At 70.1% G+C, this 17110-nt stretch carries 13 protein-coding genes; 5 read left to right on the top strand and 8 right to left on the bottom strand.

Translation table 11 applies throughout. The features are described 5' to 3' along the window. Positions 1 to 18: 18 nt before the first annotated feature. The 8 genes from LZ017_RS19010 to LZ017_RS18975 all read right to left on the bottom strand — a co-directional run bounded on the left by LZ017_RS19010 (position 19) and on the right by LZ017_RS18975 (position 11607). Positions 19 to 942 carry a chitosanase gene (locus tag LZ017_RS19010; RefSeq protein ID WP_241398497.1) on the bottom strand — a complete coding sequence of 308 codons (924 nt, stop codon included), beginning with the start codon at positions 940 to 942 and terminating at the stop codon, positions 19 to 21. 22 nt (positions 943 to 964) lie between these two features. Next, the gene (locus tag LZ017_RS19005; RefSeq protein ID WP_241398496.1) at positions 965 to 1357 is read right to left on the bottom strand and encodes a VOC family protein; all 393 of its coding nucleotides are present in this window, start codon (positions 1355 to 1357) and stop codon (positions 965 to 967) included. Between the two features lie 75 nt (positions 1358 to 1432). Continuing rightward, positions 1433 to 2329, bottom strand: coding sequence for a hypothetical protein (locus LZ017_RS19000; protein WP_241398495.1), 897 nt, complete (start codon positions 2327 to 2329; stop codon positions 1433 to 1435). Between the two features lie 50 nt (positions 2330 to 2379). Further along, a complete protein-coding gene (locus LZ017_RS18995) occupies positions 2380 to 4194 on the bottom strand; it encodes an ABC transporter substrate-binding protein (protein WP_241398494.1) in 1815 nt (604 codons plus the stop codon). Further along, complete coding sequence (locus tag LZ017_RS18990; protein WP_241398493.1) at positions 4191 to 6068, bottom strand: ABC transporter substrate-binding protein; 1878 nt, start codon at positions 6066 to 6068, stop codon at positions 4191 to 4193. The genes LZ017_RS18995 and LZ017_RS18990 overlap by 4 nt, the downstream gene beginning before the upstream one ends. Before the next feature lie 13 nt (positions 6069 to 6081). Further along, positions 6082 to 7929, bottom strand: a complete 1848-nt coding sequence (locus tag LZ017_RS18985) for an ABC transporter substrate-binding protein (protein ID WP_241398492.1) — start codon at positions 7927 to 7929, stop codon at positions 6082 to 6084. Beyond that, on the bottom strand, positions 7926 to 9773 hold the full coding sequence (locus LZ017_RS18980) for an ABC transporter substrate-binding protein (RefSeq protein WP_241398491.1): 1848 nt from the start codon (positions 9771 to 9773) through the stop codon (positions 7926 to 7928). Before LZ017_RS18980 ends, LZ017_RS18985 begins: the two co-directional genes overlap by 4 nt. A 10-nt stretch (positions 9774 to 9783) precedes the next feature. Continuing rightward, positions 9784 to 11607 (bottom strand): ABC transporter substrate-binding protein, encoded by a 1824-nt coding sequence (locus LZ017_RS18975; protein WP_241398490.1) that lies wholly within the window; start codon positions 11605 to 11607, stop codon positions 9784 to 9786. Between the two features lie 377 nt (positions 11608 to 11984). Here LZ017_RS18975 and LZ017_RS18970 point away from each other — a divergent pair, with 377 nt between their 5' ends. The 5 genes from LZ017_RS18970 to LZ017_RS18950 all read left to right on the top strand — a co-directional run bounded on the left by LZ017_RS18970 (position 11985) and on the right by LZ017_RS18950 (position 17109). Continuing rightward, positions 11985 to 12923, top strand: coding sequence for an ABC transporter permease (locus tag LZ017_RS18970; RefSeq protein WP_241398489.1), 939 nt, complete (start codon positions 11985 to 11987; stop codon positions 12921 to 12923). Between the two features lie 8 nt (positions 12924 to 12931). Next, entirely contained in the window at positions 12932 to 13975 is a 1044-nt protein-coding gene (locus LZ017_RS18965) for an ABC transporter permease (protein WP_277604785.1), read from the top strand. 24 nt (positions 13976 to 13999) lie between these two features. After that, positions 14000 to 15703, top strand: a complete 1704-nt coding sequence (locus LZ017_RS18960; protein WP_241398487.1) for a dipeptide ABC transporter ATP-binding protein — start codon at positions 14000 to 14002, stop codon at positions 15701 to 15703. Between the two features lie 186 nt (positions 15704 to 15889). Then, entirely contained in the window at positions 15890 to 16084 is a 195-nt protein-coding gene (locus LZ017_RS18955) for a hypothetical protein (protein WP_241398486.1), read from the top strand. Next, positions 16081 to 17109, top strand: a complete 1029-nt coding sequence (locus LZ017_RS18950) for a bifunctional NUDIX hydrolase family protein/GNAT family N-acetyltransferase (protein WP_241398485.1) — start codon at positions 16081 to 16083, stop codon at positions 17107 to 17109. Before LZ017_RS18955 ends, LZ017_RS18950 begins: the two co-directional genes overlap by 4 nt. Position 17110: the final 1 nt, after the last annotated feature.

Below are 17110 nucleotides of genomic sequence, written 5' to 3'. Positions count from 1 at the left end.
CAGGCGCGCGCCCCCGCCCTAAGCCGCCAAGCTCTCGTCCAACCCCCAGGCGGCCAGCCGGTAGCTGCGCCCATGCACCGTGCCGGCGCCCGTGGCGATGGCAAGCTTGCGGCAGCCCACATCGTCGCTGTACTCCGGCCGGCACAGACCGGCCACGCATTGCGCCAGGCGGCGGCGCATCTGGGCCTCGCTGATCTGGCCGGCCAGCGGGGCGAGCTGCTGCACCGCCTGCATGCGCGACTTGCCGTTCTGCACATGGCAGTCGAAGGCCAGCGCCACGCCCAGCTCGCTGCGCAGCTGCAGGCGGCGCGCGGTGTCGGCGGCGGGCACGAAGTAGGCGTCGTAGGCGCGCTGCATCTGCAGCCGCTTGACGACGGGCTCGTCGCCCAGGCGCGCGAAGGCGTCGCGCCAGGGCTGTGGCATCTGGGTCTTGGAGGGGCCGCTGCTGAGGCTGTCGGCCCAGGCCACCTGCGCGGCGAGCGGCCGCGCGACGACTTGGCGCCAGGTCGCCGCCAGCGGCCCCAGCACACGGTCCAGCGTGCCGGGTTGCTGGGCCTCGGCCTGCGCCAGCAGCTGCTGGATCTCGCCATTGGACAGGGTGAAGCCGATCACGCCCCAGGTCAGGCCGGCGCCGTCGAAGTTGCCCTGCAGCAGGCCGAAGCCGTGGCCTTCAAAGTCGGCCGTCAGGCCCAGGCAGCGCTCGAACAGCGAGGGCAGCGGGTCGGGGGTCAGCTGTTGCCAGGTCGGCTCGTCCACGCAGCCACTGAGGGCCAGCCCGCGCGCCTGCTGCAGGCGGCGCAGCGTGGCCTCGGTATCGCCGCCGAAGACACCGTCGGCGAACTTGTCGGCCGGCGGCACGAAGAAGCCCTGCCGCAGCAGGTCCAGCTGGATGCGCTTGGCGATCATGCCGCGCAGGCCCTTGGCAAACCAGATGCGTCCCATGCGTGCTCCCCAGGGTTGGTGTTCAGCGGTAGGGCCCGTCTTCGAGCCGCTGCGAAATCCACCAGAGATTGCCCCAGGCGTCGCGCACGCCGCCCTGGCGGTCGCCATAGGGCATGTCGGCCACCGCCATCACCTGGGCGGCGCCGCCGTGCAGCGCGCCCGCCATCGCGGCGTCGGCGTCCTCGACGTAGAGATAGCAGGAGCTGGGCATGGGCGGATAGGCGGCGCTGCTTTCGCTGACCATCACGGTGGAGCCGCCCAGCCGCACCTGGGCGTTGGCGATGCGGCCGTCGGGCCGCGCCGTGCGCCGCAGCTCCTCGCCGCCCAGGCCACGGACCAGGAAGTCCACGAAGCCCTCGGCCCCCGCCACGAAAAAGTAGGGCGTGACGGTGCAAAACCCGGGGGGAATCTTCATGCCGCGCTCCCGCTGCCGTGACGGCCCAGTGTCGGCGCCGCCGCGCCGCGCCGTCAACCCACCAGACCGGGTAGCTCAGCCGGCGCGCAACACGGTCCAGTCCTGCACGCGGCTGTTGAAGAAGCCGGACTGCTGGTAGGCGCGGCGCAGCAGGCCCTGGCGGCGCAGTTCGGCCAGGCCGGCGTCGAGCCGCTCGCGCAAGACCTGGCCCTGCGGGTGGCTGCGCGAGATCAGGAAGTGGCGCGTGCCGTGCATCTCGATCTTGAGCCCGGGAATGGGCACCAGGCGCAGCCCGTCGACCTGCAGCGACAGGTCGGGCGTGGGTTGGAAGGGCGCCAGCAGCACGTCGGCGCGGCCGCTGGCCAGCATGCGCGGCATCTGCTTCCAGTTGCCCACATGCAGCAGGTGCTGCAGGCCCAGCGCGCGCAGGGTCTGCCAGTCCACATGCCAGTCGCGGTTGGACAGCACGGTAAGCCGGCGCACCTCGGCCAGCGTGCGGCAGCCCAGGGCGCGCGCATGGCCGGGCAGCGTGTAGAGGCCGGCCTCGAACTCGCCCTGCTGCAGCACGGCGGCGCTCAGCAGCAGTTCGTGCTGGACCTCGGAAACGTCGGCGCGCCAGTAGCTGGTCGCGCTGCACAGCGCGCGGCCGGAACGCAGCTCCAGCTGCAGGCGCGCATCGGTGGGCATGCCTCCGAGGCTGACGCGGCGCGTGTCGCCTCCGGCCTGCAGCGCCTGTTGCAGCAGCAGCACCTCGGCGACATCGCGGCGGCTGTGGGCGCCGCCGTAGTCGCGCAGCGTCAGCGGCGCGCGGCCGGCGAGAAAGCGCCGGTAGTCCTCCAGCACGTCGTCGGGCAGCAGGGCCTGCACCGGCGGCTGCGCGGCGGCCCGCAGCGGCAGCGCCAGGCCCAGCCCCGCCATGCCGGCCAGCCCCAGGGTGGCGCGTCGCGGAAGCTCGGAAAACAACGCTTGCATGGGCCGGTACTGCGAGGCACGAAGGACGGGGGAACGGGCCCCGCGCGGGGTCAGGTCTTGATCTGGCGCGCCGGGTCGAGGTCCAGATATTGCCAGAACTGCTGCGTGAAGATGGGGCGGCGGTAGCCGTGTACCCAGGGATGGCTGAGGTCGTTGACGATGCGGTGCACGCGGTACTTGTGCGGCATGTAGGCGGTGGTGAGGCGCTGGATCTCGCGCAGCGCGGCCAGGCGCTCGGGCCCGTCGGGCAGTCCCAGCATCTTCTCGTAGAGCTGGTCGAAGCGCGCGAGCCGGAAGCGGCCCAGGTTCTGGCCGCCGGCCGCGGGGCCGTAGAGCAGCTCCAGGCCCAGCTGCGCGTCCGGCGTCGACGAGCTGAAGCCCAGCTGCCAGATCATCAGCTGGCCGGCGCGCGCGGCCTTCAGGTTCTCGGGCCATTGCGCGGACCGCACGCGCAGGCGCAGGCCCAGCTTGTCCATGTCGCGCTTCCACAGCTCCTCGTAGGGCCGCGAGCGCGAATCGGGCTGCGACGCGTACTCCAGCACCAGCGGGCTGCCGTCGGGCATCTCGCGCCAGCCGTCGCCGTCGCGGTCGCGGTAGCCGTACAGGTCCAGCAGCGCCTGCGCGCGCGCCGGGTCGTACTCGCTCATCGGGTTGCGGTAGTCGGCGTCGTAGCCCCAGGTCATGGGCGAAACCACCGACTGCGCCGGGATGGCCTGGTTGCGGCGCGGGCCGCGGATCTCGCGCTCCAGGTCGGTGCCCAGCGCGATGGCGCGGCGCAGCGCCACCTTCTCGGGCGCATAGCCGCCGACGATGGGGTCTTCCATGTTGAAGTAGACCAGCGTGCGGTCGCTGGCCAGCACGCGGTGCAGCTTCAGGCCCTGCTTGGCCAGGTTGGGCGCCAGCCGGCCGTTGGGCACGGCAACGTCAGCGTATTCCTCGGGCAGCAGGAAGAGCAGGTCGAACTGCCGGTTCAGGAAGGACAGCCAGCGTGGCTGGCCTTCCTCGATGATGGAGATTTCCACCGCGTCCAGCATGGGCAGGCGGCGCCCCTTGAAGCGCGCGAGCAAGGCCTGACCCTCGGCGTCGTCGGCGTTGGGCTCGGCGTCGTAGTAGAGCTCGCGAAAGCCGGGGTTGCGCACCAGGCGGATGAAGGAGCTGCGCCGCCAGCGCTCCAGCATGAAGGGGCCGGTGCCCACCGGGTGGGCCATGATGTCGTCGCCGTAGCGCTCCACCACTTCGCGCGCGACGGCGCCATAGGTGTCGCCCGCCGCCAGGCTGTAGATGAAGCGCGGGCGCGGATCGCGCAGGCGGAACTGCAGCGTGTAGCGGTCCAGCGCGCGCACGCCCTCCACCGGCCGGTCGTAGTCGAAGGGCTTCTTGCCCTTGAGCGCCTCGTCGCGCAGGGCCTGCAGCCCCAGGATGCCTTCCTGGAGGTAGGCCGAGTACAGCGGGCTCTTCAGCGCGGGGTCGAAGATGCGCTTGAGGCTGTAGACATAGTCTTCGGCCACCAGTTCGCGCTTGCGGCCACCGAAGGCCGGGTCGTCGGCGAAGTAGATGCCGGGGCGCAGGCGCAGGGTCCAGGTGCGGTGGTCGGCCGACACCTCGGGCAGGGCCTCGGCGGTGTTGGGCTTGACCTTGAACGGCCGCGCCAGGTGGTCGTACTTGTAGGGCGCGTCGAAGATGTGGCTGGTGATGATGCGCGAGTACAGGTCGCTGAGCTGGGCGGGATCGAAGCCCGTCTCGGCCACCAGGAAGGCGTAGCGCAGGCATTTCTCGGGCGCCGCCTGCGCGTGGCCGGCCAGCGGCGCGGCCAGCAGGCCGCCGCCCAGGGTCAGGGCCTGTCGTCGTGTGGTCTGCATCGTCATTGCGTCTGCCGGGACTGATCGATATCGATGAAGTGCCAGAACTCGTTGCGGAACAGGGGCCGACGATAGCCGATCACCCAGGGCTGGGTGAGGTCGTTGACGATGCGGAACACATGGCTTTTCAGCGGCATGTAGGCCAGCTGCAGGCGCTTGGCCTCGCGGAACAGCGCGTCGCGCTGCGGCCCGTCGGGCATCACCTGCAGGCGCTCGTAGAGCGCGTCGAACTCGGGCAGGCGAAAGCGCGAGTAGTTCTGCGCGCCGATCGCCGGGCCGTAGAGCCGCTGCAGCGCCTTCAGCCCGTCGGGCGAGGTGCCGCTGTCGCCCAGCATCCACAGCATCAGCTTGCCGGCGCGCGCCTGGCGCAGCTGCTCGGGCCACTTGCCCTGGATGAAGCGGGTGCGCACGCCGACGGCGCTGAAGTTGCGCTGCCACAGCTCGTCGTACTGGCGCGAGAGCGCGTCGGGCTGGGTGGCGATCTCGATCACCAGCGGCGAACCGTCGGGCTGGTCGCGCCAGCCGTCGCCGTCGCGGTCGACATAGCCGTAGAGGTCCAGCAGCGCCTTGGCGCGCGCCGGGTCGTAGTCGCCCATCTCGCTCTTGAAGTCGGCGTCGTAGCCGCTGGTGTGGGGCATGGACATCGACTGCGCCACCACGGCCTGGCCGCGCCGGATGCCGTCGATCTCGCGGCGGATGTCCAGGCTCAGCGCGAGCGCGCGGCGCAGCGCCACGCGCTCCGGGCTCATGCCGCCCAGCATGGGGTGCTCGACGTTGAAGAAGGTGAACACGGCGTCCGCCCCGAGCAGGCGGTGCAGCCGCAGGCCCTGCTTCGCCAGGTTGGGCGCGAGCCGGCCGCCGGGCAGCGCGACGTCGGTGAACTCCGGCGGCACGCGGTCCAGCAGGTCGTGCTGCCCAGTCAGGAAGGACAGCCAGCGCGGCTGGCTCTCCTCGATGATGGAGACCTCCACGCGGTCGATCATGGGCAGGCGCCGGCCCTTGAGCCGGGCCAGGATGGCCTGGCCCTCGGCGTCGTCGGGCGCGGGTTCAGCGTCGAAGACGCGCTCGCGGTAGCCGGGGTTCTTCTCCAGCACGATCAGCGAGCTGCGCCGCCAGCGCGACAGCACGAAGGGCCCGGTGCCCACCGGGTGCTCCATGGTGGCGCCCGCATAGGCCTCGATGACCTCGCGCGCGACGGCGCCGAAGTAGTCGTTCTGCGCCAGCGTGTAGATCAGGCGCGGGCGGGACTTGGCGATGCGGATCTGCAGCGTGTAGCGGTCCAGCGCGCGCAGGCCCTCGATGGGGGTGTCGTAGTTCAGCGGCCGGCCGCGGCGCAGCGCCTCGGCGCGCAGCGCGTCCAGGCCCAGGATGCCCATCTCCTGCACGTCCACCCAGCCGGGGGCCTTCAGCGTCGGGTCGGCGAAGCGCTTGAAGCTGTAGACATAGTCCTCGGCGGTCAGCTCGCGCCGGCGGCCCTGGAAGACCGGGTCGTCGGCGAAGTAGATGCCCGGACGCAGCCGGATGGTCCAGGTGCGGAAGTCGTCCGAGACCTCGGGCATGGCCGCGGCGGTCAGCGGCCTGACCTTCACCGGCCGCGCCAGATAGTCGTAGTGGTACAGAGCCTCGAAGACGTGCGAGGTGATGATGCGCGAGTAGGTGTCGCTGATCTGCGCGGGGTCGAAGCCGGTCTCGGCGATCTGGAAGGCGTAGCGCAGCACCTTGGGTGCCGCGGCAGCGGTGGGGGCGGAGGAGGCCGCGGCGGGTTCGGCGGCGGCGGGCGCGGCGGTCGCCGCCAGCAGGCCCAGCGCCAGCAGGCCGAGACGCGCGGCACGGCGCCAGAGCGGGGGCCGGCGCGAAGCGGCGGGGCGGGGGGCGCTCATCGCTGCTCGGCGCTCAGGGCGCGGCCGTGGCGGGCGCGACGATGTCCACGTACTCCCACCAGTTCTGCCAGAACAGCGGCCGGCGGTAGCCCTTGAGCTGCGGCTGCGCGAGGTCGGTGAGGAAGCGGTGGCCGCGGTACTTGTAGGGCATGTAGGCGGTGGCGATGCGCTTGGTCTGCAGGAACACCGCGTCGCGCTCGGGCCCGTCGGGCAGGTGGCTGGCCTGTTCGTACAGCGCGTCCACCTCGGGCAGGCGCAGGCGGGCGAAGTTCTGGCCGCCGATCTGGCCGCTGTACATGCGCGCCAGCGAGTCCTGGCCGTCGGGCTTGGACGCCGAGGTGGCCAGCGACCACACCATGTAGTGTCCGCCGCGCATGGCCTTGAGGTTCTCGGGCCACTTGCCGGCCTTGAAGCGCAGCTTCAGGCCGATGGCCGCGAGGTTCTTCTGCCAGATCTCGTCGATCTGGCGCTGGAAGGCGTCGGGCGTGGTCAGGGTTTCGATCACCAGCGGCGCGCCGTCGGGCTGGTCGCGCCAGCCGTCGCCGTCCTTGTCGACATAGCCGTAGAGGTCCAGCAGCGCGCGGGCGCGCGCCGGGTCGAAGTCGCTCATCTCGCTCTTGAAGGCGCTGTCGTAGCCCGAGGTGTTGGGCATGTACAGTGACTGCGCGGGAATGGCCTGGCCGCGCCGCGCCTGGCGGATCTCGCGGTCGACGTCCAGCGCCAGCCCGATGGCGCGGCGCAGCGCCACCTTGTCGGGCGTGGTGCCGCCCACCACCGGGTCTTCCATGTTGAAGACGGTGAAAAGCACGTCCGAGGTCAGCGTGCGCCAGCCCTGCACGCCCTTCTTGGCGAGGTTGGGCGCCACGCGGCCCTGGGGCATGGCCTGCTGGATGAAGTCCTCGGGGACGCGCTCCAGCAGGTCGTATTCGCCGGCCAGGAAGGACAGCCAGCGCGGCTGGTTCTCTTCGATGATGGACACCTCGACGCGGTCCACCATGGGGAGGCGGCGGCCGCGGAAGCGCTCCTGCAGCGCGCGGCCCTCGGCGTCGTCGGCGCCGGGCTGCACCTCCTGGTCGTAGTAGCGCTCGCGGTAGCCGGGGTTCCTTTCCAGCACGATCAGCGAGCTGCGCCGCCACTGCTTCAGCACGAAGGGCCCGGTGCCCACCGGGTGCTCCATGCTGGCGCCCGGGTAGGCCTCCATGACCTCGCGCGCCACGGCGCCATAGAGGTCGCTCTGCGCCAGGGTCTGGATGAAGCGCGGCCGCGTCTCGCGCAGGCGGAACTGCAGCGTGTAGCGGTCCAGCGCGCGCAGGCCCTCGATGGGGCGGCCGTAGTCGAAGGGCCGGCCGCTCTTGCGCACCGCGTCGCGGTACTCGGCCAGGCCCAGCAGGCCCATCTCCTCGACCTCGCTCCAGACCGGCGAGCCCACCGCGGGGTCGGCGAAGCGCTTCAGGCTGTAGACATAGTCCTCGGCGACCAGCTCGCGCTTGCGGCCCTTGAATGCGGGGTCGTCGGCGAAGTAGATGCCGGGCCGCAGGCGCACGGTCCAGGTCTTGTAGTCCTCGCTGTGCTCGGGATCGCCGGCCGCGGTCAGCGGCTTGAGCCGCGCCGGCCGCGCGAGATGATCGTAGGTGTACAGCCCCTCGAAGATGTGGGGCGTGATCATGCGCGAATACAGGTCGGTGATCTTGGCCGGATCGAAACCCGTCTCTGCGACGCGGAAGGCGTAGCGCAGCACCTTGGGCGGCGCCGCCGCGCCCTCCTGCGCCGCGCGCACGGTGGCCAGCGGCGCCAGCAGCAGCGCGCCGGCCAGCGCCAGCGCGGTCCAGGGCCGGCGCGCGCAGCGGGCGGCGGCGCTCATCGCGCGGCCCCTTCACGCGCCAGGCGCTCGGTGTCGATGTCCACGTACTTCCAGAAGTCGCGCAGGTAGAGGTTCTTGTCGTAGCCCAGGACCCAGGGCTGCAGCATGTCGGTGAAGACGCGGTGCACATGCACCTTGTAGGGCATGTAGGCCACCAGCAGGCGCTGGGCCTCGCGGATCACGGCGTCGCGCTCGGGGCCGTCGGGCATGCCGTGCTGCTTCTTGTACAGCGCGTTGAAGGCGGGCAGGTCGAAGCGTGCCTTGTTGGACTGGCCCTTGTTGCCGCCATAGCCCAGGCCGAGGAAGTTCTCGCCGTCGGGGATGTCGGCGCTCCAGCCCAGCCCCCACATCATCAGCTTGCCGGCGTTGGCGGCCTTGAGGTTCTCGGGCCACTTGGCGATCTTGAAGCGGATGCGCAGGCCCAGCGCGTCCATGTTCTTCTGCCACAGCTCGGCGAGCTGGCGGTTCTGTCCGTCGGGCTGGGTGGCGTACTCCAGCACCAGCGGACTGCCGTCGGGCTGGTCGCGCCAGCCGTCGCCGTCGCGGTCCACATAGCCGTGCAGGTCCAGCAAGGCCTTGGCGCGCGGCAGGTCGTGCTGGCTCATCTCGGACTTGAAATCGGCGGCGTAGCCGGTAACGCCCGGCGCGACGATGCCCTGCGCCGGCACGGCCTGGCCACGGCGCGGCAGGCGGATCTCCTGCTCCAGGTTTACGGCCAGCCCGATGGCGCGGCGCAGCGCGATCTTGTCCGCCGTGTAGCCGCCGACCAGCGGGTGGTCCATGTTGAAGTAGCTCGCCACGATGTCCGAGCGCGCGTAGCGCACCGCGCGCAGCCCCTGGCGGGCGAGGTTGGGCGCCAGCTGGTTCTGCGGCATCGCGATGGGCGCGAACTCGGCCGGCAGGTCGTCCACCATGTCGAATTCCTTGCGCAGGAAGGCCAGCCAGCGCGGCTGGTTCTCCTCGATGATGGAGATCTCCACGCGGTCGATCATGGGCAGGCGCCGGCCCTGCAGGCGGCGCACCTGCTCGGCCAGCACCGGGTTGTCCGTGGGCACCGGCTCGCGGTAGAACTCCTCGCGGTAGTTCGGGTTCTTCTCCAGCGCGATCAGCGAGCTGCGCCGCCAGTCGGCCAGGCGCCAGGCGCCGCTGCCCACCGGGTGCTCCATGATCTTGCCGTCGTAGTGCTCCACGACCTCGCGCGCGACCAGGCCCAGCATCGGATCGGCGAAGTGGTAGAGGAAGCGCGGATCGCTGTGCGCGATGCGGACCTCCAGCGTGTAGCGGTCCAGCAGGCGCAGCCCGTCGACCGGGCGGTCGTAGTCGAAGGGCGTCTTGTGCGTCAGCGCGGCCTTGCGCAGCTCGGACAGGCCCAGCACGCCGGCGTTCTCCAGCCGGTAGAGGCTGCCGCTCTTCCAGCGCGGGTCGTAGTGGCGGCGGATCGAATAGGCCAGGTCGGCCGCGGTCAGCTCGCGCTTGCGGCCCTGGAAGGCCGGATCGTCGGCGAAGTAGATGCCCTTGCGGAAGCGGAAGATGAAGCGCGTGTGGTTGTCCAGCACCTCGGGCATGCCCTCGGTGACGCCGGGCTCCAGCTGGTAGGGCCGCGCCAGGTAGCTGTAGCGCAGCGGCGTGTCGAAGATGCCGGCGACGATGACGCGCGAGTACAGGTCGGTGACCTGCACCGGATCGAAGCCGGTCTCGGCCACGCGGATGGCGTAGCGCAGCACCTTGGGCGCTGGCGCCGGGTCGGCGGCATGCACGGGAACGGCGGCGATCAGGCCCAGGGCCAGCAGGCCGCGACGGGACAGGGAGAGGGCGCGCAGGCGCAGGGAAGGGGAAGACTTCATTGCGAGAGGGTCAGTGGCCGGCGCGCTCGCGCGCCGCCAGGTCGATATCCACATACTTCCAGAAATCGCGCATGTAGATGTTGCGGTCATAGCCGATCAGCCAGGGCTGGGCCATGTCGGTGTAGATGCGGTGCACATGCAGCTTGATCGGCATGTAGGCCACCATCAGGCGCTGCGCCTCGCGCATCACGGCGGTGCGCTCGGGGCCGTCGGGCATGGACTTCTGGCGGCGGTACAGCTCGTCGAAGGCGGGCAGCGCGAAGCGCGACTTGTTGGCCTGGCCGCCGTTGGGGCCGTAGCCCAGCGCCAGGAAGGTGTCGCCGTCCGGCGCGGTGGCGCTCCAGCCCACGCCCCACATCATCAGCTTGCCGGCATTGGCGGCCTTGAGGTTCTCGGGCCATTTGCCGATCTTGAAGCGGATGCGCACGCCGATCGCGTCCATGGCCTTCTGCCACAGCTCGGCGAGCTGGCGCTTCTCGCCGTCGGGCTCGGTGGCGTATTCGATCACCAGCGGGCTGCCGTCGGGCATGTCGCGCCAGCCGTCGCCGTCCTGGTCGACATAGCCGTAGAGGTCCAGCAGGGCCTTGGCCTTGGCGGGGTCGTACTCGCTGAGCTCGCTGCGGAAGTCCGGGTCGTGGCCGGCCACGCCCGGCGCGATGGGCCCCTGCGCGGCGATGGCCTGGCCGCGGCGCGGCAGGCGGATTTCCTTCTGCACGTCCCAGGCCAGCGAGATCGCGCGGCGCAGCGCCACCTTCTCGGGCGCCAGGCCGCCCACCGTGGGGTCGTTCATGTTGAAGTAGCTCATCGCCACGTCGGCGCGCAGGTAGCGCACCGCCTGCATGCCCTGTTCGGCCAGGTTGGGCGCCAGCTGGTTGCGCGGCATCGCGATGGGCATGAATTCCTGCGGCACCTCGTCGACCATGTCGAACTCGCCGCGCAGGAAGGACAGCCAGCGCGGCTGGTTCTCCTCGATCACCGAGATCTCGACGCGGTCGATCAGGGGCAGGCGCTGCCCCTGCAGGCGCCGGGCTTGCGCCACCAGGCGGGCATTGGACGGGTCGGGCTGCTGGTCGTAGCGCTCTTCGCGGAAGTTCGGGTTTTTCTCGAGCACGATCAGCGAGCTGCGCCGCCAGTCGGCCAGGCGCCAGGCGCCGGTGCCCACCGGGTGCTCCATGATCTTGTCGCCGTAGCGCTCGACCACCTCGCGCGCCACCGCGCCGAGGAAGGGGTCGGCGAAGTTGTTCACGAAGCGCGGATCGCCGGTCTCGCTGCGCACCTGGAAGGTGTAGCGGTCCAGCACGCGCGCGCCGGCCACTTCGCTGTCGTAGTCGAAGGGCGTCTTGTCCTTGAGCGCCTTGCGGCGCAGCTCGGTCAGGCCCGGCAGTTTGGCGTTCTCGAGCAGGTAGAGGTTGCCGCTCTTGTTGCGCGGGTCGTAGTGGCGCTTGATCGCGTAGACGTAGTCCGCCGCGACGAGCTCGCGCTTGCGGCCCCCGAAAGCGGGGTCATCGTCGAAATAGATGCCGGGGCGCACGCGGAAGGTCAGGGTCTTGTAGTCCGGCGAGATCTCCGGCAAGTCTTGTACGGTGGACGCACGCAGGCGCACCGGACGGGCCAGGTAGTCGTAGCGCAGCGGCGCGTCGAAGATGCCGGCGGTGATGGTGCGCGAATAAAGGTCGGTGACCTGGGCCGGGTCGAAGCCGGTTTCGGCGATGCGGATCGCGTAGCGCAGCACCTTGGCCGGCTGCGCGGCCGGCGCGGCGGCGCTTGCCGCGGTCTGCGCCGCGGCGCCATCCAGCAGCGCCAGGGAGAGAAGAAGGGTCAGGCCGGCTCGCATCGTCGCATCGTGGGCTGAAGGAGAGGCGCGCGACCAGGCGCGCGGACGGCGGGGGACAGCGGCATGTGGCGCATCGGATCCTCGCGCGCCAGCCCCGGATGGGCGCGCATTGTGGCCCAGAACCACGACCACAGCGCCCCGGGAAACCATAACGAATATTCAGCTTAATGCGAACAAACAGCTATGTGCGCCCCATCGGTGCTGCACTAGACTCGCGCCCGTTGACCCGCAGCCCTGCACCAGGGCCGCTGCATGCCATGGCGGGCCCAGTCCCCGTTCGCTTGACCAGCGCGCGGGGTTTCAGTTCTCCCGGCGCTGTACGCCACGCGCACGCAGGCCGCCGGGATCCAGCGACTCGCAATAGGAGCCCGACAGCAATGGCGGCTTACTTGTTCAGACGCCTTTGGCAAATGATCCCCACCCTGCTGGGGGTCGTGCTGCTGGTGTTCTTCCTCTTCAAATGGTTTGGCGGCGATCCGGCCGAAGTGCTGGGCGGACTCAACGCCAGCGCCGAGCAGGTCCAGGCGATCCGCGAACAGCTGGGGCTGAACAAGCCCGTCTGGGAGCAGCTGCTGATCTTCCTGAAGCAGATCGTGACCTTCGACTGGGGCAAGAGCTGGGCGACCAACGAATCGGTGTCCAGCCTGTTCGCCAGCCGCATGCCGGCCACGCTGACGGTGATGCTGCCCATCCTGATCCTGGAAGTGCTGCTGGCCATCCCCTTCGCGCTGGCCGTGGCCTACATGCGCGGCAGCAAGATCGACCGCGCGGTGATGATCTTCACGACGGTGGCGGTGTCCATCTCGCTGCTGGTCTACGTGATCGTGTTCCAGTACTTCTTCGCCTTCCGCCTGGGCTGGTTCCCGGTGCAGGGCTGGAGCGACAGCTTCTGGACCAACCTGAGCACCTACGCGCCGCTGCCCATCTTCGTCGCGGTCGCGGTGGCGCTGTCGCCCTACACGCGGCTGTACCGCACCTTCTTCCTGGACGAGATCGGCCATGACTATGTGCGCACCGCGCGCGCCAAGGGCCTGACCGAGAAGACCATCCTGCTCAAGCACGTGCTGCGCAACGCGATGATCCCCATCATGACGAACATCTCGGTGGCGCTGCCGCACGTGTTCGTCGGCTCCTTCCTGCTGGAGGTCTTCTTCTCCATCCCGGGCCTGGGGCGCGAGATCCTGCTGGCGGTCAACCGCAGCGACTACCCGGTGATCCAGGCCTTCGCGATCTACATCGCGGCGCTGACCATGGTCGTGAACCTGATCACCGACCTGCTCTACAAGCTCGTCGACCCACGGGTGGTTCTGAAATGAGTGCAGTGATGACTTCGACGACGACGAACGGCGCGGCGCCCAAGCGCTCGCAGGGCGTGTGGGCCGCCTCCTGGCGCCGCCTGCGGGCCGACAAGATGGGCATGGGCGCGATGGTGGTGGTGGCGCTGTCGCTGCTGCTGGTGATCGCGGCCGGCGTGGGCCTGGTGGCCCGCGACTGGCAGAAGGAAGTGGGCGTGCCCAACGCGCCGCCCACCTTCATGGGACCGGCCCCGGCCGAGAACGCCGGCGCCATTCCCCAACCCAAGGGCCCCAACGTGGACCTGAGCGACATCGATCCGCTCGCGCCCAAGTACAAGGAATGGGAAGAGCGCGCCAAGACCTACAAGACCGAGGACACGGTCAAGGCCCAGACCCTCGCCTTCGGCGCCGACCGCCTGGGCCGCGACGTGCTGGCCAAGGCCATCAAGGGCGCGGAGATCTCCATCCTGGTGGGCGTGCTGGCGGCGCTGGTGGCCACCGTGATCGGCACCGTGCTGGGCGCGATCTCGGGCTTTTACGGCGGCAAGGTCGGCGACTTCCTGGAGTGGGTCTACAACGTCTTCACGGCGATGCCCAACATCCTGCTGATCTTCGCGTTCGCGGTGGTGTTCGGGCGCGGCGTGCTGCCGGTGGTGATGATCCTCGGGCTGGCCGGCTGGACCGGCATCTACCGCCTGATCCGCGCCGAGTTCATGAAGCATTCGGTGCGCGAGTACGTGCGCTCGGCCGAGGCCATCGGCGCCTCCAAGACCTCGCGCATGTTCAAGCACATCCTGCCCAACGTCTCGCACGTGGCGCTGGTGCAGCTCTCGCTGCACGTGGTCAGCTTCATCAAGAGCGAGGTGATCCTGTCCTACCTGGGCCTGGGCGTGAGCGTGGACCAGGTCTCCTGGGGCACGATGCTGGCCGAGGCGCAGAGCGAGCTGATCCTGGGCTACTGGTGGCAGCTGGTCGCGGTGACGGCCTTCATGGCCATCTTCGTCACCGCCTTCGCGCTGTTCACCGATGCGCTGCGCGATGCGCTGGACCCCAAGCTGCGTGGTCTGGAATGACCCCCACGATCACGGAGAGTTGAGATGTTGCTATCGATACAGGACCTGAAGGTCGCCTTCCGCATGGGCAAGGTGGACGGGCAGATGCAGCGCCAGCTGGCGGTCAAGGGCGTCAGCTTCGACGTGCCGGAGAACAGCACGGTGGCGCTGGTGGGCGAGTCGGGCTCGGGCAAGAGCGTCACGGCGATGTCCATCCTGAACCTGCTGCCCGAGAACGCCGAACGCAGCGGCCGCATCGAGTTCCAGGGCCGCGATCTGCTGAAGACCAGCCTGCGCGAGCTGCAGTCGGTGCGCGGGCGCGAGATCGCCTGCGTGTTCCAGGACCCGATGAGCTCGCTGAACCCGGTGTTCACGGTGGCCGACCAGATCATGGAGCCACTGATCAAGCACCTGGGCATGACGCGGCGCCAGGCGCTGACGCGCGCCGAGGAGCTGCTCAACGAGGTCGGCATCCCCGACCCCAAGCGCCGGCTCAAGAGCTATCCGCACGAGATGTCCGGCGGCCAGCAGCAGCGCGTGATGATCGCGGTGGCGCTGGCCTGCAAGCCCAAGCTGCTGATCGCCGACGAGCCCACCACCGCGCTGGACGTGACCATCCAGCGCCAGGTCATGGACCTGATGGCCAAGCTCAAGGACACGCACAAGATGAGCATGCTGTTCATCTCGCACGACCTGGGCGTGGTGGGCGAGATCGCCGACCAGGTGGTGGTGATGCGCCATGGCGAGATCCGCGAGAAGGCGCCGGTGGCCGACATCTTCCACCAGCCCCAGGACGCCTACACCCGCGCGCTGCTGGCCTGCCGGCCCAGCCTGACCGAGAACCCGGCGCGGCTGATGGTCATCGACGACCACATCGCCGCGCAGGCCGGCGAGGTGCGCGCGCAGAAGACCGCCAAGCCCAAGGACCCCAACGCGCCGGTGGTGCTGGAGGCGCGCGGGCTGAAGAAGAGCTTCTTCTTCAAGTCCGGCCTGTTCGGCAAGACCGAGTTCAAGGCGGTCAAGGACGTCAGCTTCCAGCTGCGCAAGGGCCACACGCTGGGCGTGGTGGGCGAGTCCGGCTCGGGCAAGACCACCATGGGGCTGACCCTGCTGCGCCTGCACGAGCCCACCGGCGGCGAGGTGCTGTTCGAGGGCCGCGACCTGCTGAAGATGGGCGGCGCCGACTGGCAGAAGATGCGCCGCCGCATCCAGGTGGTGTTCCAGAATCCCTATGCGTCGCTGAACCCGCGCTTCACGATCGCGCAGGCGCTGACCGAGCCGATGGAGATCCACGGCATCGGCGCCAGCCACCAGGAGCGCCTGGACCGCGCCGTCGCGCTGCTGAAGAAGGTCGGGCTGGACGAGAACGCGCTGTACAAGTACCCGCACGAGTTCTCCGGCGGCCAGCGCCAGCGCATCGCGATCGCGCGCTGCCTGACGCTGAACCCCGAGGTGCTGGTGCTGGACGAGTCGGTGTCGGCGCTGGACGTCTCGGTGCAGGCCCAGGTGCTGAACCTGCTCAAGGACCTGCAGGACGAGTTCGGCCTGTCCTACATCTTCATCAGCCACGACCTGGCGGTGGTCAAGTTCATCTCCGACGAGGTGCTGGTGATGCAGCACGGTGACGTGGTCGAACAGGCCGACGCGCAGGAGCTGCTGCGCGCGCCCAAGCAGGATTACACCCGCCGCCTGCTCGGCGCGGTGCCGCGCGGCTATCAGGGCGAGGAGCGCGCACAGGCGCCGGCCTGAACCGGCGCTGATCCGCCCTCACGACAGGCCGCCTCCGGGCGGCCTTGTTCATGGCGCGGCATCGGGCCGTCGCGCCCGGCAGCGCCTCGCCCCCACGCCGGCGCAATCCGTCGCCCCGGGACGGCAGGGCCGCCACCGGCTGTCTACAGTGCGCGCTCTTCTTCCACACTCACGGAGCACACAACAATGACCCGACGCCTCACCCCCCTCGCCCTGATCCTGGCCGCCCCCGTGCTGCTGAGCGCCTGCGTGATCGCGTCGCCCGGCAGCTCGCGCAACGGCGAGCCCGGCGACCTGCAGAAGATGGGCGAGCAGGCCGTGGCGACCTGCGGCGCCGGCAATGTCAAGGAAGTCAGCGCCCGGAGCTTCAGCTGCAAATGAGGACCTTCGATGGCCTGGCTGATGCCGACGCCATCGCGCAGGAGCTGGCCTCCGTCGAACCCGGCGACGCACTGGAGGCGGCCCAGCTCGCGGACGCGATGGCCTGGGTGCGCTCCGGCGCGCCGCTGTGCCGCACGGCCAGGCCGGCCACGCCGGCCAAGCACCTGGTCGCCTATTTCGCCGTGGTCGACAGGGCCCAGCGCGAGCTGCTGCTGGTAGACCACCGCAACGCCGGGCTGTGGCTGCCCACCGGCGGCCATGTCGAACCCGGCGAGCACCCGCGCCTGACCGCGGCCCGCGAGGCCGCGGAAGAACTGGGGCTGCAGGTGGACCCGGCGCGCGTCGGCCCGCCGCGCTTCATCACGGTGACCGAGACGGTCGGCCGCAGCGCCGGCCATGTGGACGTGTCGCTGTGGTACGTGCTGCGCGTGCCGCGCGACGCCCTGCTGCGCCCTGACCCGGCGGAGTTCCACGAGGCACGCTGGTTCGCGCTGGACGCGCTCCCCGCCACGCGCGTCGAGGCGCATCTGCAGCGCTTCGCGGCCAAGCTGCGCGCGGCCTCGGCCGAGGCCACCCTGCGCGAAGCCTGCGCCGCGGACGCCGAGCCCATCGCCGCGCTGCTGCCCGACCTGGGCTATGTGGCCACGCCCGAGCAGGTGGCGCGCCGCCTGGACGCGCTGCAGTCCTGGCCGGACCAGAAGGTCTTCGTCGCCGAACAAGGCGGGCGGCTGCTCGGGCTGTGCCATGTGCAGGGCGTGCGCCTGCTGGCTTCGGACGGCTATGCCGAGCTGCAGGCCCTGGTGGTGGCCGCCGACCGGCAAGGCCAGGGCTGGGGCCGTCGCCTGTTGGAGCAGGCCCAGCGCTGGGCCGGGCAGGCCGGCTATGCGCGGCTGCGGCTGCGCTCCGGCACCCAGCGCGACGCAGCCCATCGCTTCTACCGCGGCCAGGGCTTTGCGCAGGGCCGCGCCAGCTATGCGTTCGAGCGCGCCACAATTCCCGCATCCCCCCGACCGCCCAAGGATTGAT

The organism is Pelomonas sp. CA6 (genome assembly GCF_022549225.1).
GTDB lineage: Bacteria > Pseudomonadota > Gammaproteobacteria > Burkholderiales > Burkholderiaceae_C > Roseateles.
Note: the sequence above shows the minus strand (reverse complement) of the source record. Positions and strands in the feature narration are given on the sequence as shown.

What these genes read in the sequence shown, in the direction of transcription:
- LZ017_RS19010 (WP_241398497.1), bottom strand. Translation starts at nt 942, where the DNA reads ATGGGACGCATCTGGTTTGCCAAGGGCCTGCGCGGCATGATCGCCAAG.
- LZ017_RS19005 (WP_241398496.1), bottom strand. Translation starts at nt 1,357, where the DNA reads ATGAAGATTCCCCCCGGGTTTTGCACCGTCACGCCCTACTTTTTCGTG.
- LZ017_RS19000 (WP_241398495.1), bottom strand. Translation starts at nt 2,329, where the DNA reads ATGCAAGCGTTGTTTTCCGAGCTTCCGCGACGCGCCACCCTGGGGCTG.
- LZ017_RS18995 (WP_241398494.1), bottom strand. Translation starts at nt 4,194, where the DNA reads ATGACGATGCAGACCACACGACGACAGGCCCTGACCCTGGGCGGCGGC.
- LZ017_RS18990 (WP_241398493.1), bottom strand. Translation starts at nt 6,068, where the DNA reads ATGAGCGCCCCCCGCCCCGCCGCTTCGCGCCGGCCCCCGCTCTGGCGC.
- LZ017_RS18985 (WP_241398492.1), bottom strand. Translation starts at nt 7,929, where the DNA reads ATGAGCGCCGCCGCCCGCTGCGCGCGCCGGCCCTGGACCGCGCTGGCG.
- LZ017_RS18980 (WP_241398491.1), bottom strand. Translation starts at nt 9,773, where the DNA reads ATGAAGTCTTCCCCTTCCCTGCGCCTGCGCGCCCTCTCCCTGTCCCGT.
- LZ017_RS18975 (WP_241398490.1), bottom strand. Translation starts at nt 11,607, where the DNA reads ATGCGAGCCGGCCTGACCCTTCTTCTCTCCCTGGCGCTGCTGGATGGC.
- LZ017_RS18970 (WP_241398489.1), top strand. Translation starts at nt 11,985, where the DNA reads ATGGCGGCTTACTTGTTCAGACGCCTTTGGCAAATGATCCCCACCCTG.
- LZ017_RS18965 (WP_277604785.1), top strand. Translation starts at nt 12,932, where the DNA reads ATGACTTCGACGACGACGAACGGCGCGGCGCCCAAGCGCTCGCAGGGC.
- LZ017_RS18960 (WP_241398487.1), top strand. Translation starts at nt 14,000, where the DNA reads ATGTTGCTATCGATACAGGACCTGAAGGTCGCCTTCCGCATGGGCAAG.
- LZ017_RS18955 (WP_241398486.1), top strand. Translation starts at nt 15,890, where the DNA reads ATGACCCGACGCCTCACCCCCCTCGCCCTGATCCTGGCCGCCCCCGTG.
- LZ017_RS18950 (WP_241398485.1), top strand. Translation starts at nt 16,081, where the DNA reads ATGAGGACCTTCGATGGCCTGGCTGATGCCGACGCCATCGCGCAGGAG.